We start from the raw sequence: 22,831 nt of genomic DNA, 5'->3' as shown, positions 1-22,831 counted from the left end.
GGCTGCGTGGGACGGACGGTCCGGATGCCGGTCAGTTGACCTTGCGTTCGGCGTCGCTCCAGAAACGGTCGCGCAGCTCCCGGCGGAGGATCTTCCCGCTGGGGTTGCGCGGCACGTGGTCGATGAACTCGTAACGGGCGGGCAGCTTGAAGGCGGCCAGACGGTCGACGAGGAAGCGGTGCAGGTCGCGCGGGGCGGGTTCGTGCCCCGCCACTGGTACGACGAAGGCGTGGACGCTCTCGCCCCAGCGTTCGTCGGGCGCGCCCACGATCACCGCTTCGGCGACGCCGGGGTGGCGTTCGAGGACGTTCTCGATCTCGGCGGGGTACACGTTCTCGCCCGCGACGAGGATCGCGTCCTTGATGCGGTCGCGGATGAAGATGTAGCCGTCCTCGTCGATGTATCCGGCGTCCCCGGTGTGGATCCATCCGTCGACCAGGGTCTCGTCGGTCTTGTCGGGCAGACCCCAGTACTCGACCATGTGGGCCGGGGTGGCCAGGCAGATCTCGCCGACCACGCCCGTGGGCAGTTCGCGGCCGTCGCCGTCGACGGCCTTGGCGCGGACACCGGGGTAGGGGTGGCCGGCGGCCTTCATCCGGGGGCCGCCGGGCACGTGGTCGGCGGGCGGCAGGCACACGGCGGTGTTGCCGGTCTCGGTCAGGCCGTAGATCTGGGCGAACTCGCTGCCGAACACGGCCAGGCTCTCTTCGAGCAGGGCCTCGGAGATCGGCGACCCGCCGTAGACGATCTTGCGGAGGGTGGTGAAGTCGTCCGGTCTCACGCCCGGTTCGGCGAGCATCATGCGCAGCATCGCGGGGACGACGCATGCAGTGGTGACGCCCAGCTCGCGGATGAGGTCGATCGCCCGGCGGGGTGCGAACGCGCGCATCGCCACCACGGTCACCCCGGCGTTGAAGTTCTGGGCGGCCCACCACAGGCCCCCGACGTGGAAGCCGGGGATGCCGATCAGGGCGACGTCGCCGGTGCGCCAGTCGATCCAGTCCAGGTTCGCGCTCGCGAGGGCGTCGCGGATGGCGAAGAAGCTGCGGTGCGCCAGGACGACGCCCTTGGGCAGGCCGGTGGTACCGCTGGTGTAGAGCTGGGCGACCGGGGTGTCGGGGCCGGCGGAGGAGGCCGGGTCGGTGTCCGGGTGTTCCGCCTTCCACACCGCGAAGCCGTCGGCCGTGCCCAGGCGGACGACCGTCTTGGGGGGCGCGTCCGGCAGCCGGTCGAGGAGGGGCGCGAACTCCTCTTCCAGGAAGAGGACCTCGCTGCCGGAGTCCTCGAGGATGTGGCCGACCTCGGGGGCGGTCAGACGCCAGTTGACGGGCACGACGACGGTCTCGCTCTTGGCGCAGCCGAACAGGACCTCGTAGTAGTGCTCGGACTCCTTGCCCAGGTAGGCGACGCGGGTGCCCGGAGCCGCTCCGGCGGCGCGCAGGGCGTGGGCGACACGGTTGCTCTCGTGGTGCAGCTGTCCGTAGGTGAGGGTGCGGCCCTCGCACACGACGGCGGCGGCGTCGGGCTGACGGGCGGCGTGGAAGCGGGCCGTGTCGACGAGGGTGTGCAGTCGCGGGTGGTGCAGCCGGGCGCCGGGTGGCCTCGGCGGAGACGGTGGGGCCATGTGCGGGGCCTGCCTCTCGGTCGTTCCCGGCGCGCCGCCGTGGACGGCGGCGCGCTGGGGATCGGTAGCTGCTTACGGTGCGTTCACGAAGGCGAGCTTGACCTCGCCGTCGCATCGGCCGCCCGCGTCGTCCCAGTACCGGTAGGCGGTGTCGGCGACCAGCAGCGGCTCACCGCCGGGCAACCGCCGTTCCACGGACAGGAACTCGATCTCGCCGTGGAAGGAGCGGGCGTTGATCGGGCGGCGGAAGTTGCCGCCGAACCGGGCGATGAGGATGTCGGGCAGCTGATGGCGCCAGTAGTCGTCCAGGGTCCAGCCGGCGAACTCCTCCAGCAGGCCCTCCTTCACCGTCTTGGCGACGGCGTAATACATCATCTGGTTGTAGCTGATGTTGACTTCGACGGCGTTCAGGTGGCCCGTGTCGTCGATGTAGCAGGACTCCGCGATGGCCAGCTCGCAGCGTGCCGTGACCCGGCCCGGCCAGGCGGTCACCGTCGCGGACCTCAGGTACTTGCAGTGCGCCTTGTACGGGCGCAGGACCTGTGGCAGGAGCTCGTCGTCGCTGTCGAACTCCCTTACCGCCGCGTGCCCTTCGGCGGGCGCGCGGACGTTCACGCGCCGGCCTCGTCGTACAGCTTGTGCTCGTCGTGCACCGTCACCCGGAAGGAGACGGTCGGTTCGGGCGTGGTGGTGTGGCGGGCCCGGTGGATGAGGCTGCGGTTGTCCCAGACCAGCAGGTCGCCCTGCTCGAAGGTCTGCAGGTGGATGTTGCGGTGGGTGAAGGTGTCGTCGAGCTGCCCGGTGGCCTCGAACAGCCGCTTGAGCACGTCGTTGTCGAGCGGCTCGCCGTGCTCGTCCTCCATGCCGATGGTGAAGCCCTCGCTGATGTACAGGACGGTCTCGCCGGTCATCGGGTGCGTGAACGTGGTCGGCTTCACCACGGGCGGGGTCTTGGTGTCCACCTCCTCGATGATCTCGGAGATGGGGCGGTAGACGTCCGTGGGGCGGATCTTGAAGTACTTGCGCACCGAGTGCCGGGAGAAGGTCCCGGCGGCCTCCTTCTTGAGGTCGTCGGGCAGCCGCTCGTACGCCTTGCCCATGTCGATGAAGTAGGTCCCCCGGTTCTCCTTGGGGATGACCTGGGGGTAGATGAGGGTGAGGCCGAAGGGGTCCGGCATGAACTGGTAGTCGGCGTGCCAGAACTTGCCCGTCTTCGGCACGCCGATCTGCTTGCCGTCCTTCGGCACGTTGGAGGAGACGAATATCTCCTCGACCTCCGGGTGCTTGTACATCGGCTCGTAGTACGTCTCCGGGCGGCCGAACAGCTTGCCCAGTTCCAGGTACTGGTGGGGCGTCAGGTCCTGGTTCTTCAGGATGACGATCTTCCGGGTGTAGACGGCCGCCTTGATCGCGTCGATGTCCGCGGCCGAGGCGCTCGTGTGGTCGAACCCCTCGACGGAGGCGCCGATCTCCTGGCCGGCGTGGTCCTTGATCTGCATGGTCTCTGCTCCCTGGTCGGCTGAACGGGTGCGGTTACTGGGCGAGCTTCGAGTCGATGAGTTCGGCGGTCGCGCCGAGGGTGAGGTCTTCCTCCAGCTCGTTGTCCGCGATGGGGACGCCGAGGTCGCGCTCGATGCGCATGCTGATCTCGACCATCGTCAGCGAGTCGACGTCCAGTTGGGCGAAGGTGACGTCGGGGCTGATCCGGTCGGGGCGCGCGTCGTGCAGTTTGGTGACGATGGTGACCAGCTGGTCGTAGGTGGCGCTCATGACGCTTGGATTCCTCCTGTGAGGCGCGGGTGGTCGATCGGGGCGAGGGCGGGCCAGGTCAGAAGGCAGGACCCCCAGGTGAGTCCGCCGCCGAACGCGGTGAGCAGGACGTGCTCGCCCGGCTGGAGGGTCTGCTGCGCGGCCGCCTCGGCCAGGGCGAGCGGGATGGACGCGGCTCCGGTGTTGCCCACGGACTCGACGTTGCTCACGCAGCGTTCCGGGGGCAGGCCGAGCTCCTCCGCCACGGAGCGCAGGATGCGCAGGTTCGCCTGGTGGGGCACGAGGTGGGCGATGTCGTCGACCTTGAGGTCGGCCAGGGTGAGCGTGGCGCGGGCGGACGAGGTCATGCGGGTGACGGCATGGCGGTAGACCTCTTTGCCGCGCATGGCGAAGTAGTGGTCCCGCCGGGCCGTTTCACCGGGTGTCGAGCGCTGGCGCGAACCGCCGGCGGCCACCATGATCAGGTCCTCGCCGGCGCCGTCGCTGCCGAGGTCGAAGTGGCCGACCGCGCCGGGTTCGTCGGCGCGTCCCGCACGCAGGACGACCGCTCCGGCCCCGTCGCCGAAGATGATGGCGTTCGTACGGTCGTCCGGGTCGACGATGGTCGAGTACGTGTCGGCGCCGATCAGCAGCACGCTGTCGGCCACGCCGGCCGTGACGAGCCCGGCGGCTGCGGCCAGTCCGTACACGAAGCCGGTGCACACGGCGCTGACGTCGAAGGCCGCCGCTCCGGTCAGGCCGAGCGCGTCGGCCACCAGGGGTGCGGTGGCCGGGCAGGACCGGTCGGGGGTGGTCGTGGCGACGACGACGGCGTCGACGGTCTCCGTGCCCGCGCAGCGCAGGGCCCGGCGGCCCGCCTCCACCGCGAGGTCGGACGTGGCCTGGCCCGGTTCGGCGAAGTGGCGCCGGCCGATCCCGGTGCGGGTCCGGATCCAGGCGTCGCTCGTGTCGAGGCGCTGGGCGAGTTCCTCGTTGGTGACGACACGGGTGGGCAGCCAGCCCGCAAGGCCGCACAGGACGGCGGCCCTGTCGGAGGGCGCGGGAGGCGGCTGGGCGCTGTCGCCGGGCGGGCGTAGGGGCGTGCTGGACACAACTGCTCCTCGCTGGAGTCGGTGGGGGTGCGAGTGCACGGGCCAGAGGGGGAAAGGGGGCCGGGCCGGGCGTCTCCGGGACCGGAGAGCGCTCAGCGGCCGGCGCGCCTGGGCAGCGGCAGGAGGGCGAGTGCGCCGAGACAGATTCCGGCCGCGACGGCGTAGACGGCGTCGCGGACTCCGTCCAGCAGGGCCGGACCGGTGAGTCCCGGACTTCCGGTGCCGCCGAGGGCGACCAGGACGGCCAGGCCCACGGCCCCGCCCACCTGGAGCGTGGTGGAGGCCAGACCGGAGGCCACGCCCTGGTCACCGGCGGGGACTCCGGCCCCCGCCGAGATCCACATGGCCGTCCACGTGGCGCCCTGACCCAGGCTCAGCAGCACGATCCCGGGAAGCAGGCGCCAGTACGGGCCGTCGGTGTCGAGCGCGAGGGCGAGCAACAGCGCGCCGGTCGCGCCCAGGGCCATGCCGGCGAGCAGGGTGGCGCGCATCCCGATGGCGGACACGGCACGCTCGCCCGCCTTCGTGCCGGCGGCGACGACCAGGGCCGGCACCAGGAAGGCCGCCCCGGTCGCCAGCGCGCTGTAGCCGCGGACGGTCTGGAAGTAGAGGGTGAGGAAGTACGGAAGCGAGCTGAACGTGGCGCTGAACAGCGCGGTGAGTGCCATCGCGCCGAGCAGACCGCGGTGGGCGAACAGGCGCCCCGGCGTGAGTGGGGCCTCCACGCGCAGCTCGACGCCGACGAAGAACGCCAGCAGGATCACGGAGACGGCGGCGCAGACCAGCACGGAGCGGCTGCCCCAGCCGGCCTCCGGCGCGTGGATGAGGACGAAGACGAGCAGGGTGATCCCCGCGGTGCCGGTCAGCGCGCCCAGCAGGTCGAAGTTCCGCTGCGGGGCCGGCGGTCCGTCCGCGGGGAAGAGCAACGCTCCCGCCACGGCGATCGCGCCGGCCAGCGGAACGTTGACGAAGAACACGGCCGGCCAGCCGAGGGCGTCGACCAGCACCCCGCCCAGCAGCGACCCGAAGCACAGGCCGCCGGCTCCGGCGGCTCCCCACACGGCCAGCGCACGGTTACGGCTGGGCCCCTCGTCGTAGAGGGTGTTGATCAGGGAGAGGGTGGCGGGGAACAGCAGGGCGCCGCCGACGCCCTGGACGGCGCGGACCGCGACGAGGACGCCCGCGGACTCCGACAGCCCGCCCACGAGGGACGAGACCGCGTACAGCAGTGCGGCCACGACGAAGATCCGGCGCCTTCCCAGCAGATCGGTGGCTCGGCCGCCGAGCAGCAGGAACCCTCCCGTGGTCACGACGTAGGCGCTGACCACCCACTGGAGGTCCTGCCCGGAGAAGCCGAGGGCGCTGCCGATGTCGGGGAGGGCGACGTAGACGATGTTGTAGTCGAGCGAGATGACCAACTGCGCTGCTGCCAGGACGAGCAAGGTCAGTCCGAGGCGCTGACGTGACGGAGCGGACAACGACTTCATTGCAGGCATGGCGCGGCTGATCCCCCTAAGAGTCCGCCCTCGATCGGGGGGCGGACCTCTCATTGCGTGTGCGCTGCGGCGGAAGGCGATGGCCATTACCGATCACCTGTGCGAAGCGCGGCTCGCCTCGGATCGTGGCTCACTCCGTGCGCCGCTACAAGCGCTCGCGGATCGGTTTTGGACTGGCCGGGGAGCGGCTTGCCGAGCGGGCGGACGCGTTCTATGGCGGAGGGGCTTTCGTGTATCGGCTTGGAAACGACCCGATAAACCTTTGGTTTCCGGCCACCTCGAACCTCGTCCGAGTTTCATGTATGACCGATTAAGGTGCCTGTCCAATGGATGGGGTGACTGTATCTGTGTCACGGTCTGGACTTTACTTCGAGGGTAATGAAAAGTGCCCTGTTTCAGGTAGTCGGACAGGCGGGCCGATCGGTTCCCGGCATTGGTGAAGTTTTTTGTCACACTCTCGGATTCCAACAATTCACCCATACCCCCCTACCGTATGCAGTCGGGGGGTAGGTGCCGCCGTCCACGAAGGAGTCCTGATGACATCGCCGCACGCACCGAAGCGCGGCTTCGCCGTACCGCCCGCCCTGGTGGGATTCGTCGTGCTGATGCTGTCGCTCACGGCGCTCTCCTACGCCGTCGGGCGGATGGCGGGTCCAGTGGCGCCGGGGATGCACCGTACGGTCCCCGCCTCGGACTCCGGCGACGAGCCGGGTATGCCGGACATGCACGGCCTGGGGCCGGCCGGCGCGGGAGCGGAGGCGAGCCGGTGACGAACCTCGAGGGCGGCCCCGCGGCGGACGCGTCCGCCATGACCACCGACCTGGTGGTGGGCGGGATGACGTGCGCGGCCTGCGTGGGCCGGGTGGAGAAGAAGCTGGGCCGCGTCGAAGGCGTGTCGGCGACGGTCAACCTTGCCACCGGGCGGGCCCGGGTCACCCATCCGCAGTCCGTGACCTCACAACAGTTGATCTCCGTGGTGGAGAGCGCCGGCTACACGGCCGAACTGCCGCCGGAGCCCGCCCGGCAGCAGGGCGGGGAGACGGCGCACGACCGGCCGCAGGGTCCTGCGGGCGTCGGCGAGCGTGACCGGCTCCTCATCACGGCGCTGCTGTCGATCCCCGTGCTGGTGCTGTCCATAACGCCCGCCCTGCAGTTCGACCACTGGCAGTGGCTCTGCTTCAACCTGGCCGCGCCCGTCGTGGCGTGGAGCGCCCAGCCGTTCCACCAGCGGGCCCTGAAGGGACTGCGGCACGCCACCGCCACCATGGACACCCTGGTGTCCCTCGGTGTCCTCGCGTCCTTCGCGTGGTCCACGTACGCCCTGTTCTTCGGGGGAGCGGGCGAGTCCGGGATGCGCATGCCGTTCCGTCTCCTGCCCGAGGCCGACCCGGGGAGCGCGCACCTCTACCTGGAAGCGGCCGTGAGCGTGCCGCTGTTCGTCCTCGCGGGCCGGTACCTGGAGGAACGGGCCAAGCGGGGCACCGGTTCGGCTCTGCGCGCCCTCGCCGAACTCGGCGCCAAGGACGTCGAGTTGAAGGAAGGCGGTCGAGGCCGCCGTATTCCGGTCTCCGAACTCCGGGTGGGCCAGGAGTTCATGGTGCGGCCGGGGGAGAAGGTCGCCACCGACGGGATCGTGACCGAGGGCAGCTCCGCTCTCGACCTCTCCCTGGTCACCGGCGAGAGCACGCCCGTCGAGGTGGGACCGGACTCGGCGGTCGTGGGCGGCGGCGTCAACGCCGGCGGGCTCGTGGTGGTGCGGGCCACCGCGGTCGGCGCGGACACCCAGCTCGCCCGGATCACCAAGCTGGTGAGCGACGCGCAGGCGGGCAAGGCCCGCATGCAGCGGCTGGCCGACAGCGTGGCGGAGGTGTTCGTCCCCGCCATCGTGACCGTGGCCTGCACGGTCCTCGGCTTCTGGCTGGGCGCCGGAGCGGACCCCGGAGCCGCCGTGACCGCGGCCGTCGCCGTGCTCGTAGTGGCCTGCCCCTGCGCACTCGGCCTGGCCACACCGACCGCGTTCATGGCGGCCACCGGGCGAGGGGCCCAACTCGGCGTGCTGATCCGGGGCCCGGAGGCACTGGAGCGGCTGCAGCGGGTCGACACGGTGGTCTTCGACAAGACCGGCACCCTCACCACCGGCCGGATGACGCTGGCCGGGACGACCGTGCGTCCCGGCGAGGACGCCGACCGGATCCTCCAGCTCGCCGGAGCGGTCGAGTACGGATCCGAGCACCCCATCGGCCGGGCCGTCGTCGCCGCCGCCCGCCACGCGGCGGGAGACGCCGGACTGCCGTCCGTGACCGGCTTCCGGGCCGTGCCCGGCCTGGGCGTGCGCGGACAGGCCGACGGCCACGAGGTCTTCGTCGGACGCCCGCGGCCCGGGACGGCCCTGCCCGACCCGTTGCAGCAGGCCCTGGAGCGGGCGCAGGCGGCCGCGCGGACCGCGGTGGTCGTGGAGCAGGACGGGCGTCCGGTCGCCGTCCTCGCCATCGGCGACACGCTGAGGCCCGCCGCCCGCTCCGCCGTCCGGCAGCTGAGCGCGCTGGGCATCGAGCCGATCCTGGTGACCGGCGACAGCCCCGCCGCCGCCCGTGCCGTGGCCGAGCAGGTGGGCATCGACGAGGTGTACGCGGCGATCACGCCGCAAGGCAAGGCGGACATCGTCCTGAAGCTGCAGGAGGACGGGCGTCACGTCGCCGTCATCGGCGACGGGGTCAACGACGCCGCCGCCCTGGCCTGCGCGGACCTGGGCATCGCCATGGGCGGTGGAACGGACGCGGCCATCGGGGCCGCCGACATCACGCTGGTGCGCGAGGACATGCACGCCGTGGTCGCCGCCGTACGGCTCACCCGCCGGACCCTGGGCACCATCCGGGCCAACCTCGCCTGGGCCTTCGGCTACAACCTGGTCACCGTGCCGCTGGCCGCCACCGGCTGGCTCAACCCGATGTTCGCGGCCGTGGCCATGTCCGCCAGCTCGGTCCTCGTGGTCGCCAACAGCCTGCGGCTCAGGGCCTTCACGGCACCTCGCCAGGAGTCCGCCGAGGCGGAGACCGGCGACACCACTTCTTCTCCCTCACTGGAGGCGGTCCGATGAGCAACGAGGCGCCGGCCGGGCCCTCACCGTCCCGGCGGCTGGCCGGCGCACTGAGCGCCGCCGTGGTGCCGCTGGTCACGTGCGTGACGGCTCTGATGCTTCTGACGGCCTACACCACGACGGGCGCCGCCGGCGACCCGCCCGCCAGGATCGACGTCGGCAACGGACGCATCTTCAAACCGGCCAACCCCGCCAGCACCGCCGCCTTCTTCGACATCACCAACACCGGCACCGCCGGGGACGTCCTCGTGTCCGTCTCGTCCCGGGACCTCGGGGTGACCATGCTCGGCCGGAACGTCACGCGCAACAGCACGGGGCGGATGGAGCCGGTCGAGTCCCTCACCGTCCCGGCCGGCGGAACCCTGCGGATGACGCCCTACGACGTCGACATCATGGTCCTCGACCCGCCCTCGCTGAAGGTGGGCCAGAAAATACGGTTCGACCTGTGGTTCCGCAGCTCGGGCCGGGTCCAGGCCGAGGCCGAGGTGGTCCCTGTCGGGTGGTGAGCGCGCAGGGGCGCGCCCGCTCACCCCTCGCCCATCAGCTTGCGGATCTCGGTCATCAGCGCGACGAGCGCCCTGCGTTCGGGGACGGTGGTCTCCGGGTGCCAGAGATCGACGAGCAGACAGGTGCGTGGGCGTTCGCCCCGGTTCCACGCCTCGTGCTCGAAGGAGTAGTCGAAGAGCAGGCACTTGCCCTCCTCCCACGACCGGGTCTCCCCGGCGACGGTGATGGCGCACCCGTCGGGGATGTCGACCGCCAGGTGCAGGTTGATGCTGAAGTTCCACAGGTCGCAGTGCGGGGCGATCGCAGCGCCCGGCAGCAGGGTCGAGAAGTGGCACTCCAGCAGGGGGCAGAGCACCTCGGTGTCGACCGCGTACTCCTTGAGCACGGCGAAGGCGGTCGGCGCGGTCTCGGCCGACTCGGTCACGAGGGCGCCCTTGCGGAACAGGTACAGGGCCTGCCAGTCGGACTGGCGGGTCAGATAGTGCTCGTAGTCCGAGAACGCGCTCCTGCGCGCGGCCCAGGCGTCGTCCAGCTCCTTCTTGACAGCCGCGTGGTTGGCCTCGAACGCGTGCACCACGGGCGCGAGTTCCGGGTGGCCGTAGGGATCGTGCCAGGGTTGCTGTGAAATTCCCGGCAAGATCCACTTGGCGCCCTTCTGGAGCGGGTGACCTTGTTGTCTGCCCGCTGCCACCATCTCCTCGACCCGCGTGATCGAGTCCGGTCCGTGCTCGCTCCTGACGGCGGCGAAGGCGTTCTCTATTTCCGGGGTCATGCGTTCTCCAGGATTCCGGGCATCACGGTGCGTGCCTCCCGCGCGGACGGCACACGGGACCTACCCTTCCGCCCCGCCGAAAAGCACCCGGCAGCGCCGGAGCGGGAGCACAAAAGAAGGCGTGCGGTGATTCCGCGCCCCCCCGTGAGCCCCCGATGCTTCCGAATCCGCTGAACGGCGGGAACTGAATGACTTTCTCCTCCGACTATTGAGTGGAGGGAATTGCCGCTACGCGAGGACGAGCCGCCGGACGGCCGGCTCCCCGGCGAAACCACAGCGCCCGCACCGTGGCTTTCCCGGGCGTATCCGGCAGCTCACCCGCGAACGCCGAAGCCCGGTCGACCGTTCACGTTGTCCTCGATCAGTTCCCGGGTGCGGCGCAGCAGGGCTTCCCGTACGTCGTCCGGTGACAGGACCCGCAGTGGTGTGGCCAGGCTGAGGAGGTACCCGGCGAGCCCGTCCGCGTCGGGGCCGCCGATGTCGACGATCGTCGCGTCGGGGCCTTCCGGGCGGTGGGTGCCGACCGTCGGCGGAACCAGCCGAAGGGCCTGTTCCATGGGCAGCGGGAGGCGGATCGTCACGTGGAGCGGGTAGGGGCCGGTCGCGATGGAGCGGGAGACGAGCAGCGCCGGGTCGGGTGGGTCGACGAGTTCCACCGGGCGCCCGGTCGGCTGTATCCGGTCGACCCTGTCGGCCCGGAAGGTGCGCCACTCGTCCCGCGTCACGTCCCGGGCGACGAAGTACCAACGGCGTCCCGTGTGCACCAGGCGGTACGGGTCGACGTCCCGGACGGTGGCCTTCCCCTCCCGGTCGCGGTACGACAGTCGGCAACGCTTGCTCCGGCGGCACGCGCCGGCCAGTTCCAGCAGCATGCCGGGCGCGATCTGCGGCGCGTCGAGCCGTGTGGTGTGCACGAACGCGGCGTCCATCTCGCCCAGCCGGTCCGCGATCCGGCCCGGCAGGACCTGACGCAGTTTCAGCAGAGCGGACAGCGCGGCCTGGTCACCGCCGAGCACGCCGCTCAGCGCGGCCTCGCGCAGCCCGACGGCCACGGCGAGTGCCTCTTCGTCGTCGAGGATCAGCGGCGGCACCCGGGATCCGGCGCGGAGGCGGTAGCCGCCCCACGGCCCGGGGTCGGACTCGACTCCGTAGCCGAGTTCCCGAAGCCTGGCGATGTCCCGCCTCACCGTGCGCTCGGTGACCGCCATGTGGTCGGCCAGCTCGCCGCAGGTCCACGACGGCCGCGCGGACAGCAGCGAGACCAGTCGCAGCAGGCGGGCGGATGTGCTGATCACATCGTGAAGTGTCCCGCATGACCAGGACCGAATCTGTCCTGGTCCCGTCATAGCGTCGTCCCCATGAGCACTGGAAGCACTTCCGCACCCGCGATCCGCTACGCGGCCGTCACCTTCGACTGCCCGGACCCCGCCGAACTGGCCCGCTTCTACGGCGAGGCCCTCGGCCTGCCCGTCGCCTACTCCAGCGACGACTTCGTCCTGCTCGGCCAGGAGGGCTCGGCCGGACTGGGCTTCAACCGGCTGGCCGACTACCGGCGTCCCACCTGGCCGGACCCCTCCCAGGAGAAGCAGGCCCACATCGAACTGGGCGTCGACGACCTGGAGTCCGCGCAGGCCCACCTGCTGGCCCTGGGCGCCGTCGAGCCCCCGGCCCAGCCCCGGCCCGACCGGTGGCGGGTCCTGCTGGACCCCGCCGGCCACCCGTTCTGCATCACCACCCTGGTCTGACCATGATCGGCAGACTGATGACCATGACCGCGCACCCGGGCAGGGGCGGTGAACTCGCCGCCGTCCTGCTGGGGGTCGCGGAGCGGCTGGACGGCTCGCCCGGCTGCGAGATCTACCTGATCGGTCAGGACGCGGCGGACCCGGACACGGTGCACGTCACCGAGGTCTGGCAGGACGAGAACAGTGCGCAGGCCGCCCTCGCCGCTCCGTCACGGGCCGGCGGTCCCGACCCCGCGGACGTCCTCGCGCTGTTGGCGTCCCCACCGCGCCGCACGGACCTCACCGTCCTGGGCGGAGTGGGCCTCCCCACCGCCGACGGCCGCCCCTGACACACGCCCCTGACAGCGGGAACGGCCCCCGGTGCGGAAGCGCAGGGCACATCGGGCATCCGGCGGGGCCGGGGCGCCCCGCGTGCGTCCTGGCCGCACGAGCGCTCGCCGGCATGGAAAAGGCGAGGCCGGAAGGCCTCGCCCGCTGCCGGTGGAACCCCGGGTCAGGGCCACACGAGGCAGTACGGCTGATGCCCCGCCTCGTGAAGCCGATGCGAGAAGTCCTGCCACTCGTGCAGCAGCTGGTAGACGTTGAACGCGTCCCGGGGACCGCCCCGGTCCGGCACCGTGGACCAGATGAACGCGGCCGCGCCGACCGCTTCCTCGCCGATGTCGCGGAGGGGGTCGACGACCGTCATCGGGAGCTTCACGACGGCGTAGTCGGGGTGCAGGACGACCAGCTCCAGCGGGGGCACCTTGTGGAGGGGGACGCCTTCGATGCCGGTCAGCACCATCGCGGCCATCGTCTCCGGCTTGATCTTGGTGAACATGCCGTTCATGCCGAGCTCGTCGCCGCCGAGCTCCTCGGGGCGCATCGAGATGGGGACGCGGGCCGCGGTCGCACCGTCGGGCGCGCCGAAGTACTTGTACGTCACCCCCACCCGACCACCATTCCTGCTCCCCGCCCGGAGGCGGTCGACCCGCTGGTCGACTCGCCGGTCGACCCGTTCGGGCTCACTCGGTACACCTTGTGCCTGCGTCTGACGTGCTTCGTTGGCTTCCTCCGCGTCGCGCCGGTGCCTTCCCCGCCGGGCACGTCGAGGACCCAGGTCGTCAGTCCCCTCGCCCAGTCCGCCACCGCGATGCATATCTCCACCCGACTGCTTTTCTAGGACGCGTGGCCCCGGCCGCGCAACCCGATCATCGTGTCAGTGACCTCCCCCACGGCCGCCCGCCGAAACGTGCGTTGAAACACCTGTCCGCAGGATCTTCGCAGCCCCTCGACACACGGTCGGTGAGAGCTACGTCTGTCAGGCCCGTTCCGACTCAGTTTCGCAGATGGTGAAGCGGGCGGCCGAGCGGATCTCCGGCCGACGGGGAGGAGGTACTAACCGTCCGGTCAGTAGGGCCGCCGGTCCGGCGCCGGCGGCGCCGCCCTCCGCCGACGGTGGCGCCGTGCGCCCGTCCCGCCGCGCCTGCCCCGGGCCCGCGGGCCGCCGGGCCCCCTGGCCTACCCTGGGATGTCACTGGCAACCGGAGTCCAACAAGTCGGAAAAGGTCGGAGAAGCCGCAGGTCATGAGCGAACTGCCCTATTCATACGATGCGCCTGTCTCGCAGGCGTTGTTCGACCGTGCGTCCGTCGTCACGCCGGGCGGCGTGAACTCCCCGGTGCGCGCCTTCCGTGCCGTGGGCGGAACGCCCCGGTTCATGGTGTCCGGCGCCGGCCCGTACCTGACGGACGCCGATGGCCGGGAGTACGTCGACCTCGTCTGCTCCTGGGGGCCCATGATCCTCGGGCACTCCCACCCCGAGGTCATCTCGGCCGTGCAGGACGCCGTCTCGCGCGGCACCTCCTTCGGCACGCCCGGTGAGGGCGAGGTCGCGCTCGCCGAGGAGATCGTCGAGCGGGTCGGGCCCGTGGAGCAGGTGCGTCTGGTGTCCAGCGGGACGGAGGCGACCATGTCCGCCATCCGGCTCGCCCGCGGCTTCACCCGGCGCAGCAAGGTGATCAAGTTCGCCGGGTGCTATCACGGGCACGTCGACTCGCTCCTCGCCTCCGCCGGGTCCGGCGTCGCCACCTTCGCGCTGCCCGACACCCCCGGCGTCACCGGCGCCCAGGCCGCCGACACCATCGTCCTGCCGTACAACGACCTCGAAGCCGTGCAGGAGGCCTTCCACCGGCACCCCGGCGAGATCGCCTGCGTGATCACCGAGGCCTCGCCGGGCAACATGGGCGTCGTGCCGCCGCTGCCCGGCTTCAACCAGGGACTCAAGGACGCCTGCCGGGCGAACGGCGCGCTGTTCATCTCCGACGAGGTCATGACCGGGTTCCGCACCAGCCGGTCCGGATGGTTCGGGATCGACGGGGTGCGGCCCGACCTCATGACCTTCGGGAAGGTCATGGGCGGCGGCTTCCCCGCCGCCGCGTTCGGCGGACGCGCCGACGTCATGGCGCACCTCGCGCCCGCCGGGCCCGTCTACCAGGCCGGCACGCTCTCCGGGAACCCGGTCGCCACCGCCGCCGGGCTCGCCCAGCTGCGGCTCCTCGACGACGCCGCGTACGCCAAGGTCGACGCCGTGTCCGAGCAGATCCAGGCGCTCGTCTCCGCCGCGCTGACGAAGGAGGGCGTCGCGCACACGCTGCAGAGCGCCTCCAACATGTTCTCCGTCTTCTTCACGGACCGGCCCGTGCGGGACTACGAGGACGCGAAGGCGCAGGAGTCCTTCCGCTTCACCGCCTTCTTCCACTCGCTGCTGGAGAACGGCGTCTACCTGCCGCCGTCGTCCTTCGAGTCGTGGTTCGTGTCCACGGCCCACGACGACGCGGCCGTCCAGAGAATCGCCGACGCCCTCCCGGCGGCGGCCCGAGCGGCTGCGGAGGCCACGGCGGAATGAGCACCTTCGACACGAACGGCGCCGGCCAGGACATCACCGTCGTCCACCTCATGCGGCACGGCGAGGTCGACAACCCCCACGGGGTCCTCTACGGCCGGCTCGGCGGCTACCACCTCTCCGAGCTGGGCCGGCAGATGGCCGACCGGGTCGCCGAGCACCTCGCCCCCCGTGACGTCACGCACGTCGTCGCCTCACCGCTGGAGCGGGCGCAGGAGACGGCGACCCCGATCGCCAAGGCGCACGGTCTCGACCTGGCGTCCGACGCCCGGCTCATCGAGGCCGAGAACGTCTTCCAGGGCAAGACCTTCGGTGTGGGGGACGGGGCGCTGCGCCGGCCCGAGAACTGGAAGCACCTCGTCAACCCGTTCAGGCCGTCCTGGGGCGAGCCGTACGTGGACCAGGTCGTGCGGATGATGGGCGCGCTGGACGCGGCCAAGGACGCGGCGCGCGGACACGAGGCGGTGCTCGTCAGCCACCAGCTGCCGATTTGGATCGTGCGGTCCTACGTCGAACGGCGGCGGCTGTGGCACGACCCGCGCAAGCGGCAGTGCACGCTCGCCTCGCTGACGACCTTCACGTACCGGGGCGACCGGATCGTGTCCGTCGGCTACAGCGAGCCCGCCATCGACCTCGTGCCCGCCCATCTCCGCGCCGGCGCCAAGCCGGTGCAGGGCCAGGGCAAGGCCTTCGGCGCGTAGCCTCCGGCCGCCGTGAGCCGTCTCCACCGGGCGGCCGCCCGAGCCGTCTCCACCGGGTGAACGACGTCGACCGACTCGTGGCTTGAATTGAGCGGTCTGTTACGGAATCCGGACGTATTGGCGGAACCTCCTCGTTCGTCATGTCCTCTGAATGGGTGACACCAGAGAACGTGACGAACGGGGTTGCCATGCGCGCCATCACCCGAAGGGGAGCACTCGGACTCGGCGCCGGTGCTGCTGCCGCCGCCGGACTCGTGGGCTGCGGCAGCCTCACGGGGTCGGACGAGCCTTCCCCCGCCGGCGGTTCCGGCGACTCGGGGAAGGGGCCCTCCGGCAGCCCGAAGTCGAAGCCCGCCGCCCGCCCGATCGGCGACGGCTCCACCTCCTTCACCGGCAAGCAGCCCCACCAGCCGGCCAAGCCCGTGCCGCTGGAGCCCGGCCAGGAGCCGCCGCAGTTCGTGGTCTTCTCCTGGGACGGCGCCGGCGAGGTCGGCAACGGTCTCTTCCCGCGCTTCCTCGACCTGGCCAAGGAGCACGGCGCCGGCATGACCTTCTTCCTCTCCGGGCTGTATCTGCTGCCCGAGTCGAAGAAGCGGCTCTACGACCCCCCGAACAACCCGCGCGGCGCCTCCGACATCGGCTATCTCACCGACGACCACGTGAAGATGACCCTCGCGGGCGTCCGCCGGGCCTGGCTCGAGGGGCACGAGATAGGCACCCACTTCAACGGGCACTTCTGCGGCGAGGGTCACGGCTCGGTCGGCAAGTGGACGCCCGCGCAGTGGCGCAGCGAGATCGACCAGGCGAAGTCGTTCGTGAAGGAGTGGCGGACCAACACCGGCTGGACCGACCTGCCCGCGCTGCCCTTCGACTACGACAAGGAACTCGTCGGCGCCCGTACGCCCTGTCTGCTCGGTCAGGACAACCTGCTGCCGACCGCCCGCGCCCTCGGCTGGCGCTATGACGCCTCCTCGCCGGGCGGGCGTCAGGTGTGGCCGAAGAAGAAGGACGGCATCTGGGACCTGCCGTTGCAGCAGATACCGTTCCCCGGCCGCGGTTTCGAGGTCCTCTCCATGGACTACAACATGCTCGCCAACCAGTCGATCAACTCGACCAAGGCGCCCAGCCACAACTACCCGGGCTGGCAGAAGCAGGCGGCCCAGGCGTACATACAGGGATTCAAGCGGGCATTCGAGACGAACCGCGCACCCTTCTTCATAGGCAACCACTTCGAGCAGTGGAACGGCGGCATCTACATGGACGCCGTCGAGGAGGCCTTCAAGCACATCGCGCGCGAGAAGGAGAAGGGCGCCGACGTGCGGCTGGTCTCCTTCCGGCAGTTCGTGGACTGGATCGACGTCCAGAAGCCGGAGGTCCTCGACAAGCTGCGCACGCTTGACGTCGGGCAGCAGCCGGCCGGTGGGTGGAAGGCGTTCCTGGCCGCAAGCCCCGCCACCGCGGGCACCACCGCAGGCACCACCGCCGGCACCGGCACGGCCACCTCCAGCGCCTCTCCGAGTGCCGCCTGAAATGCGGTTTTCTCCCCGCAAGGGGGGTGGGCAAGATCCCCAGAACGGGCATGCGAAACTTTTCACATGAGTGCCGCCAGCCACGCCCATCCGCGCTCGACCGACCGGGTCCCATCGCGCCGTGCAGCCCTGACCACGGCCGTCGGCGGAGCCGTCGCCGCGCTGTTGCTGTCCGCGTGCACCTCCGGAGGCGCCTCCGGAGGCGGCGGTGACACCAACTTCGTGATGGGCAAGGACGGCATCTCCACCGTCGAGCTGGGCAAGCGGGACGCCGCCCCCGACCTGTCCGGCAAGACCGTCGCCGGAGGACAGCTCGACCTCAAGCAGTACAAGGGCAAGATCGTCGTACTGAACGTGTGGGGCTCCTGGTGTTCCCCGTGCCGTGCCGAGGCGCCGAACTTCGAGAAGGTCTACACCGATCTCAAGGGCCGGGGCGTGCAGTTCGTCGGCATCAACACGCTCGACACCAGCAACGACAACGCCCTCGCCTTCGAGAAGCAGCAGGGCATCACCTACCCCAGCCTGTCCGACCCGAAGGGCAAGCTGCTGCTGCGCTTCAAGAAGGGCACGCTCAGCCTCCAGGCCATCCCCTCGACGCTGGTCATAGACCGGGACGGCAAGATCGCCGCCCGCTCGCTGGCCGCGCTCAGCGAGGACAAGCTGCGCAAGATGATCGCTCCCGTCCTCGCGGAGAAGTGACGTGAGCTCTCTCACCACGCTCGCCGCGTCGGGCTACAACGACACCGTGCTCAACGGCGCGCTGCTGGTCGCGTTGCCCGTCGCGCTGCTCGGCGGTCTCGTCTCCTTCTTCTCGCCGTGCGTCCTGCCGCTCGTCCCCGGCTACCTCTCGTACGTCACCGGTGTCGCCGGCACCGACCTGGCGGAGGCCCGGCGCGGTCGGATGGTCGCCGGCGCCTCCCTCTTCGTCCTCGGCTTCACCTTCGTGTTCGTCTCCAGCGGGGCCCTGTTCGGGTACTTCGGCGACACGCTCAAGGCGAACCAGGACGTCCTGTCCAAGGTGCTGGGCGTGCTCATGATCCTCATGGGCGCCTTCTTCATGGGCCTGATGCCCTGGATGACCCAGCGCGAGTTCCGCATCCACAAGAAGCCCGTCACCGGGCTCGTCGGCGCCCCGCTGCTGGGCGCCCTGTTCGGCATCGGCTGGGTGCCCTGCATCGGCCCCACCCTCGCCTCCGTGCTGGCCCTCTCCTCCCAGCAGGGCAGCGCCGGCCGCGGCGCCCTGCTGACCGTCGCCTACTGCCTCGGGCTCGGCGTGCCGTTCGTGCTCGCCGCCGTCGCCTTCCGCAAGGCGCTCGGCGCCTTCGGCTGGGTCAAGCGCCACTACGTCTGGGTGATGCGGATCGGCGGCAGCATGATGATCCTGACCGGTGTCCTGCTGCTGACCGGTGCGTGGGATCGTCTCGTGCAGGACGTGCAGTCCTGGTCCGCCGGTTTCGATGTGGGGATCTGATCCATGAGCAACACCACGCCCAGCGCGCCGACCGAGGCCGCCGCATCCGACGACAAGGACCTCGGCGCGGCCGGCTCCCAGCTGTCCACCGCCCCCGCCGAGACCCTGGGCGACGCCCCCGGCATGGGCGTGATCGGCTGGACCCGCTGGTTCTGGCGGCAGCTCACCTCCATGCGGGTCGCGCTGCTGCTCCTGCTGCTGCTGGCGCTCGGCGCGATCCCCGGCTCGCTGATCCCGCAGTCCGGCACCGACGAGACGAAGGTCGCCGACTTCCGCGAGGCACACGAGACGCTCGCGCCGCTCTACGACCGGCTCGGCCTCTTCCACGTCTACAGCTCGGTGTGGTTCTCCGCGGTCTACATCCTGCTGTTCGTCTCCCTCATCGGCTGCATCGTGCCCCGCACCTGGCAGTTCGTCGGCCAGCTGCGCAGCCGCCCGCCGGGTGCGCCCAGGCGTCTGAACCGGCTGCCCGCGTACACCACCTGGCGCACCGAGGCCGAGCCGGAGCAGGTCCGTGAGGCCGCGCTCGCCCTGCTGAAGAAGCGCCGCTTCCGCTCGCACCTCGTCGGGGACGCCGTCGCCGCCGAGAAGGGCTACGCCCGCGAGGTCGGCAACCTCGCCTTCCACATCGCGCTGATCGTGATGCTGGTCGCCTTCGCCTGGGGCCAGCTCTTCAAGGCCGAGGGCAACAAGCTGGTCGTCGAGGGCGACGGGTTCTCCAACACCCTCACCCAGTACAACGACTTCAAGTCGGGCAGCCTCTTCAGCACCGACGACCTGAACCCGTTCAGCTTCGACCTGGACAAGTTCACCGGCACGTACGAGACCTCGGGCCCCAACAAGGGCACCCCGCGCACCTACCAGGCCGCCCTCACCTACAGCGTGGGCGCCTACGGCAAGGACGAGAAGACCGTCGTCAAGGTCAACCACCCGCTGGAGATCGCCGACTCGAAGGTCTACCTCACCGCCCACGGCTACGCGCCCGTCATCACCGTCCGGGACGGCAAGGGCGAGGTCGTCTACAGCGACGCCGTACCGCTGCTGCCGCTGGACTCCAACGTCACCTCCACCGGCGTGATCAGGGTGCTCGACGGCTACCGCAACGCCAAGGGCGTCACCGAGCAGCTCGGCATCTCGGCGTTCTTCCTGCCGACCTACACCAAGGGCATGGAGACGGCCTCCTCCTTCCCGGCGCTCGGCAACCCGGTGCTGAACCTGACGCCGTACCACGGCGACCTCGGCGTGAACGCGGGCATCCCGAAGAGCGTGTACCAGCTCGACAAGACCCACATGAAGGGGTTCAAGGACGCCAAGGGCGCGCAGCTGAGGGAGAACCTCAAGCCCGGCGAGACCATGACCCTGCCCGACGGCGCCGGTTCGGTCACCTACGAGGGCACCAGGCAGTGGGCGAACTTCCAGGTCACCCAGCAGCCCGCGAGCGGCTGGGCGCTCGCCGGCGCCATCGCCGCGATCTTCGGACTGGCCGGCTCCCTGTTCATCCAGCGCCGCCGGGTGTGGGTGCGCGCGGTGCGGGGCGACGACGGCGTGACGGTCGTCGAGATGGCCGGCCTCGGCCGCAGCGAGTCCGCCAAGGTGCCCGAGGAGCTCGGCGACCTCGCCGGGACCCTGTACGACCAGGCCTCCGGGGCGTCCGGCCCCGGTCCCTCGGATTCCCCCGACCCCCAAGCCGTACCTGCCGAAGGGGCTGAGAAGTGACTCTCGCCGCCGCAACCGAGTTGGCCGCCGCCACCAACGAACACCTCGCGAGCATCAGCAACACGCTGATCTACTCCGCGATGGCCGTCTACACCCTGGCCTTCTTCGCGTACATCGCGGAATGGCTCTTCGGCAGCCGCAGCAAGGTCGGCCGTACCGCCGCCGCGCTCACCGCCGGGACGAAGACCAAGGCCGGGGGACCGGCCGTCACCGTCAAGCGGAATGGCGGCACGGCCGTCCTGGAGCGTCCGCAGGTCGTCGTGCGCTCGGCGGCCGGCGCACGCGACGTACCCGACGGGCCCGGCGCGCACGGGGGCGACGAGCAGGGCGACATGTACGGCCGGATCGCCATCTCGCTCACGGTGCTGGCGTTCCTGGTCGAGCTCGGCGGCGTGGTCGCCCGTGCGGCCTCGGTGCAGCGGGCGCCGTGGGGCAACATGTACGAGTTCAACCTCACCTTCTCCACGGTGGCCGTCGGCGTCTACCTCGGGCTGCTGGCGCTGCGGAAGAACGTGCGCTGGCTCGGCCTGTTCCTGATCACCACGGTCCTGCTGGACCTGGGCCTCGCGGTGACGGTCCTCTACACGGCGAGCGACCAACTCGTCCCCGCCCTGCACTCGTACTGGCTGTACATCCACGTCTCCACGGCCATCTTCTGCGGCGCGGTGTTCTATGTCGGCGCGGTCGCCACGATCCTGTACCTGTTCAAGGACGCGTACGAGAACAAGCTCGCGACCGGCGGCAAGCCCGGCAGGTTCGCGAACTCGGTCCTGGACCGGCTGCCCGCCTCCGCCTCCCTCGACAAGTTCGCCTACCGCGTCAACGCGGCCGTCTTCCCGCTGTGGACGTTCACGATCATCGCGGGCGCGATCTGGGCGGGTGACGCGTGGGGCCGCTACTGGGGCTGGGACCCCAAGGAGACCTGGTCGTTCATCACCTGGGTCGCCTACGCCTGCTACCTGCACGCCCGCGCGACCGCCGGCTGGAAGGGCCGCAAGGCCGCCTACCTGGCCCTGCTCGCCTTCGGCTGCTGGCTGTTCAACTACTACGGCGTCAACATCTTCATCTCCGGCAAGCACTCCTACGCCGACGTGAAGAGCCTGGGCGCGCTGACGGGCATCAGCTTCTGAGCAGGCACGTCGAAGGCCGGTTCCCATGACTGAGGCCGGTTCCCATGACCTGAGTCACGGGAGCCGGCCTTCGCCGTGCGGACGGGCAGGAGGGCCCTCGGGGGACTCGGGGGACTCAGGGGAGCGGACGGTCGCCCAGGACAGCCGTTAAAGTGCGCGGACCGGTCGGCTTCGATCATCCAGGGGTTCAAAGCCGGTCCCTGCCCTTCCCTGACGCGGTGACGACGAGGGACGGCCAGCCGGCCGCCCGACAACACTCCCAGCAGTCCTTACCGCCTGGGCGCACCCCACCAGGGCCAGGATCTTGGCCGCGGCGGTCGGGGAGTGGAGGTTCCGGTTGCCGCACAGCAGGTTGGCGAGCATCGAGCCGAAGCCCGCCTCGTGCAGGTCATGGACGAACGGCTGAGCGGACGGACGTTCTTCGAGTTGCGGCGGCAGCCGCTCGACGAGAGTCGGGGCCCACCCCGGCGCCGACCGCGCCGGGCGCGACGCCGAGGCTCCCTCCTTCCGCCGGCCTCCGGGAAGGACCACGGGTGGGCAGACCACTGCGCTTCTGGGCAGGTCACTGCAATCACCGTGTCGCAGGAACCGTCAACGCAGGCGAAGGGCCGTGAGCGTCCGGGCCGCGCTGTGCGCCTCGGCCGGGAGAGCGACCCGATAGTGGACGACCACGCAGTCCTTGCACTTCTTGTAGGGGCCGAGGGCGACGCGGCCCCGCCAGGAGTCCCGCATCCGTCCGATGGTGACCAGCCCGGACCGCACCACGTCGGGGTCGTACTTGGCGGTCGCCACATCGAGGGCGGCCATCAGGTCGCCCAGCGGGAGCATTCCGTCGACTACGGCCGGGCGCATTCGTTCCGTCACCGCGTCCCAGGCCTCGCTGTCGGTCGAGGCGAGCAGGGTGCGCAGCCGCGCGCACCACACCCCTGCCCGGTCTTCGGCAGCATCCAGCTCACCCTGTCGAAGCGTGAGCTGTCGGCCGTCGGACCAGACGAACCGGTACTGGTCCGCGCCGGGGATCCAAGCGACCTCGCCCCCGGGGAACAGGGCCCGCCCGCCCGGTGCAGCCCCGGCGGCGTTCCACCGGGTCAGTACCGTCGCCCAGTCCGGTCCGGCGGCCGATTCGACCAGGCACCGCTGGTGCGCGGCCCCGGTCCAGCCGCCGGCCTCGATGCGCCGACCGGCCTCGTCCTCTCCCAGGGAGTAGGCGGGCAGCATGCAGTCCTGACCTTCCAGCCCGACGATCCGGTCGCCGCAGAAGCGGCAGCTGGGAAGCGCTACGGGGTGCATCGCTCGCGC

The 22,831-nt window shown here is 70.7% G+C and carries 22 protein-coding genes; 12 read left to right on the top strand and 10 right to left on the bottom strand.

Annotated features, from left to right (window positions below; translation table 11 throughout):
* Nucleotides 1-31: 31 nt before the first annotated feature.
* From ACZ7DE_RS04495 to ACZ7DE_RS04470, 6 genes are all read right to left on the bottom strand, one after another.
* Entirely contained in the window at nucleotides 32-1,624 is a 1,593-nt protein-coding gene (locus tag ACZ7DE_RS04495; protein ID WP_470757763.1) for a long-chain-fatty-acid--CoA ligase, read from the bottom strand.
* 72 nt (nucleotides 1,625-1,696) lie between these two features.
* On the bottom strand, nucleotides 1,697-2,239 hold the full coding sequence (scoD, locus tag ACZ7DE_RS04490) for a (2E)-enoyl-ACP glycyltransferase (protein ID WP_470757761.1): 543 nt from the start codon (nucleotides 2,237-2,239) through the stop codon (nucleotides 1,697-1,699).
* A complete protein-coding gene (scoE, locus tag ACZ7DE_RS04485; RefSeq protein WP_470757759.1) occupies nucleotides 2,236-3,123 on the bottom strand; it encodes a (3R)-3-[(carboxymethyl)amino]fatty acid oxygenase/decarboxylase in 888 nt (295 codons plus the stop codon). The genes scoD and scoE overlap by 4 nt, the downstream gene beginning before the upstream one ends.
* A 34-nt stretch (nucleotides 3,124-3,157) precedes the next feature.
* Complete coding sequence (locus tag ACZ7DE_RS04480; RefSeq protein ID WP_470757757.1) at nucleotides 3,158-3,394, bottom strand: acyl carrier protein; 237 nt, start codon at nucleotides 3,392-3,394, stop codon at nucleotides 3,158-3,160.
* Nucleotides 3,391-4,485 (bottom strand): beta-ketoacyl-ACP synthase III, encoded by a 1,095-nt coding sequence (locus ACZ7DE_RS04475; protein WP_470757755.1) that lies wholly within the window; start codon nucleotides 4,483-4,485, stop codon nucleotides 3,391-3,393. The genes ACZ7DE_RS04480 and ACZ7DE_RS04475 overlap by 4 nt, the downstream gene beginning before the upstream one ends.
* 92 nt (nucleotides 4,486-4,577) lie before the next feature.
* Complete coding sequence (locus ACZ7DE_RS04470) at nucleotides 4,578-5,972, bottom strand: MFS transporter (RefSeq protein ID WP_470757753.1); 1,395 nt, start codon at nucleotides 5,970-5,972, stop codon at nucleotides 4,578-4,580.
* 545 nt (nucleotides 5,973-6,517) lie between these two features.
* Between ACZ7DE_RS04470 and ACZ7DE_RS04465 the strand changes: the two genes are divergently transcribed.
* Genes ACZ7DE_RS04465 through ACZ7DE_RS04455 form a run of 3 tightly spaced genes read left to right on the top strand, consistent with a single transcriptional unit; the run spans nucleotide 6,518 to nucleotide 9,584 of the window.
* Nucleotides 6,518-6,751 (top strand): hypothetical protein, encoded by a 234-nt coding sequence (locus ACZ7DE_RS04465; RefSeq protein ID WP_470757750.1) that lies wholly within the window; start codon nucleotides 6,518-6,520, stop codon nucleotides 6,749-6,751.
* A 38-nt stretch (nucleotides 6,752-6,789) separates the two neighbouring features.
* Nucleotides 6,790-9,078 carry a heavy metal translocating P-type ATPase gene (locus ACZ7DE_RS04460; protein ID WP_470758005.1) on the top strand — a complete coding sequence of 763 codons (2,289 nt, stop codon included), beginning with the start codon at nucleotides 6,790-6,792 and terminating at the stop codon, nucleotides 9,076-9,078.
* Nucleotides 9,075-9,584 (top strand): copper chaperone PCu(A)C, encoded by a 510-nt coding sequence (locus ACZ7DE_RS04455; protein ID WP_470757748.1) that lies wholly within the window; start codon nucleotides 9,075-9,077, stop codon nucleotides 9,582-9,584. The genes ACZ7DE_RS04460 and ACZ7DE_RS04455 overlap by 4 nt, the downstream gene beginning before the upstream one ends.
* Nucleotides 9,585-9,604: 20 nt before the next feature.
* Here the strand turns inward: ACZ7DE_RS04455 and ACZ7DE_RS04450 are convergent, their stop codons facing one another.
* On the bottom strand, nucleotides 9,605-10,357 hold the full coding sequence (locus ACZ7DE_RS04450) for an aspartyl/asparaginyl beta-hydroxylase domain-containing protein (protein ID WP_470757746.1): 753 nt from the start codon (nucleotides 10,355-10,357) through the stop codon (nucleotides 9,605-9,607).
* Nucleotides 10,358-10,671: 314 nt separating this feature from the next.
* Nucleotides 10,672-11,652 carry a helix-turn-helix transcriptional regulator gene (locus ACZ7DE_RS04445; protein ID WP_470757744.1) on the bottom strand — a complete coding sequence of 327 codons (981 nt, stop codon included), beginning with the start codon at nucleotides 11,650-11,652 and terminating at the stop codon, nucleotides 10,672-10,674.
* Between the two features lie 63 nt (nucleotides 11,653-11,715).
* On the opposite strand from ACZ7DE_RS04445, the gene ACZ7DE_RS04440 reads away from it, so the two are divergent.
* Nucleotides 11,716-12,102, top strand: a complete 387-nt coding sequence (locus ACZ7DE_RS04440; protein ID WP_470757742.1) for a VOC family protein — start codon at nucleotides 11,716-11,718, stop codon at nucleotides 12,100-12,102.
* A 2-nt stretch (nucleotides 12,103-12,104) separates the two neighbouring features.
* Nucleotides 12,105-12,431 (top strand): putative quinol monooxygenase, encoded by a 327-nt coding sequence (locus tag ACZ7DE_RS04435; RefSeq protein ID WP_470757740.1) that lies wholly within the window; start codon nucleotides 12,105-12,107, stop codon nucleotides 12,429-12,431.
* Nucleotides 12,432-12,595: 164 nt separating this feature from the next.
* Here the strand turns inward: ACZ7DE_RS04435 and ACZ7DE_RS04430 are convergent, their stop codons facing one another.
* Complete coding sequence (locus ACZ7DE_RS04430) at nucleotides 12,596-13,033, bottom strand: hypothetical protein (RefSeq protein WP_010353923.1); 438 nt, start codon at nucleotides 13,031-13,033, stop codon at nucleotides 12,596-12,598.
* Between the two features lie 635 nt (nucleotides 13,034-13,668).
* Between ACZ7DE_RS04430 and hemL the strand changes: the two genes are divergently transcribed.
* The 7 genes from hemL to ccsB all read left to right on the top strand — a co-directional run bounded on the left by hemL (nucleotide 13,669) and on the right by ccsB (nucleotide 21,532).
* Nucleotides 13,669-14,988 (top strand): glutamate-1-semialdehyde 2,1-aminomutase, encoded by a 1,320-nt coding sequence (gene hemL / locus ACZ7DE_RS04425; protein ID WP_470757737.1) that lies wholly within the window; start codon nucleotides 13,669-13,671, stop codon nucleotides 14,986-14,988.
* A complete protein-coding gene (locus ACZ7DE_RS04420; protein ID WP_470757735.1) occupies nucleotides 14,985-15,686 on the top strand; it encodes a histidine phosphatase family protein in 702 nt (233 codons plus the stop codon). Before hemL ends, ACZ7DE_RS04420 begins: the two co-directional genes overlap by 4 nt.
* A gap of 188 nt (nucleotides 15,687-15,874) precedes the next feature.
* Nucleotides 15,875-17,215, top strand: a complete 1,341-nt coding sequence (locus ACZ7DE_RS04415; protein ID WP_470758002.1) for a polysaccharide deacetylase family protein — start codon at nucleotides 15,875-15,877, stop codon at nucleotides 17,213-17,215.
* A gap of 66 nt (nucleotides 17,216-17,281) precedes the next feature.
* Nucleotides 17,282-17,914: a TlpA family protein disulfide reductase gene (locus ACZ7DE_RS04410; protein ID WP_470757733.1), complete on the top strand. Its 633-nt coding sequence runs from the start codon at nucleotides 17,282-17,284 to the stop codon at nucleotides 17,912-17,914.
* A 1-nt stretch (nucleotide 17,915) separates the two neighbouring features.
* On the top strand, nucleotides 17,916-18,686 hold the full coding sequence (locus tag ACZ7DE_RS04405) for a cytochrome c biogenesis CcdA family protein (RefSeq protein ID WP_470757731.1): 771 nt from the start codon (nucleotides 17,916-17,918) through the stop codon (nucleotides 18,684-18,686).
* A gap of 3 nt (nucleotides 18,687-18,689) precedes the next feature.
* On the top strand, nucleotides 18,690-20,402 hold the full coding sequence (gene resB / locus ACZ7DE_RS04400; protein ID WP_470757730.1) for a cytochrome c biogenesis protein ResB: 1,713 nt from the start codon (nucleotides 18,690-18,692) through the stop codon (nucleotides 20,400-20,402).
* Entirely contained in the window at nucleotides 20,399-21,532 is a 1,134-nt protein-coding gene (gene ccsB, locus ACZ7DE_RS04395; RefSeq protein WP_470757728.1) for a c-type cytochrome biogenesis protein CcsB, read from the top strand. Before resB ends, ccsB begins: the two co-directional genes overlap by 4 nt.
* Nucleotides 21,533-22,123: 591 nt before the next feature.
* On the opposite strand, the gene ACZ7DE_RS04390 is transcribed toward ccsB, so the two are convergent.
* On the bottom strand, nucleotides 22,124-22,822 hold the full coding sequence (locus ACZ7DE_RS04390) for a hypothetical protein (RefSeq protein ID WP_470757726.1): 699 nt from the start codon (nucleotides 22,820-22,822) through the stop codon (nucleotides 22,124-22,126).
* Between the last annotated feature and the right edge of the window lie 9 nt (nucleotides 22,823-22,831).

It is taken from the genome of Streptomyces sp. NPDC037083 (assembly GCF_055606485.1).
This window is presented reverse-complemented; position numbering and strand designations above follow the sequence as displayed.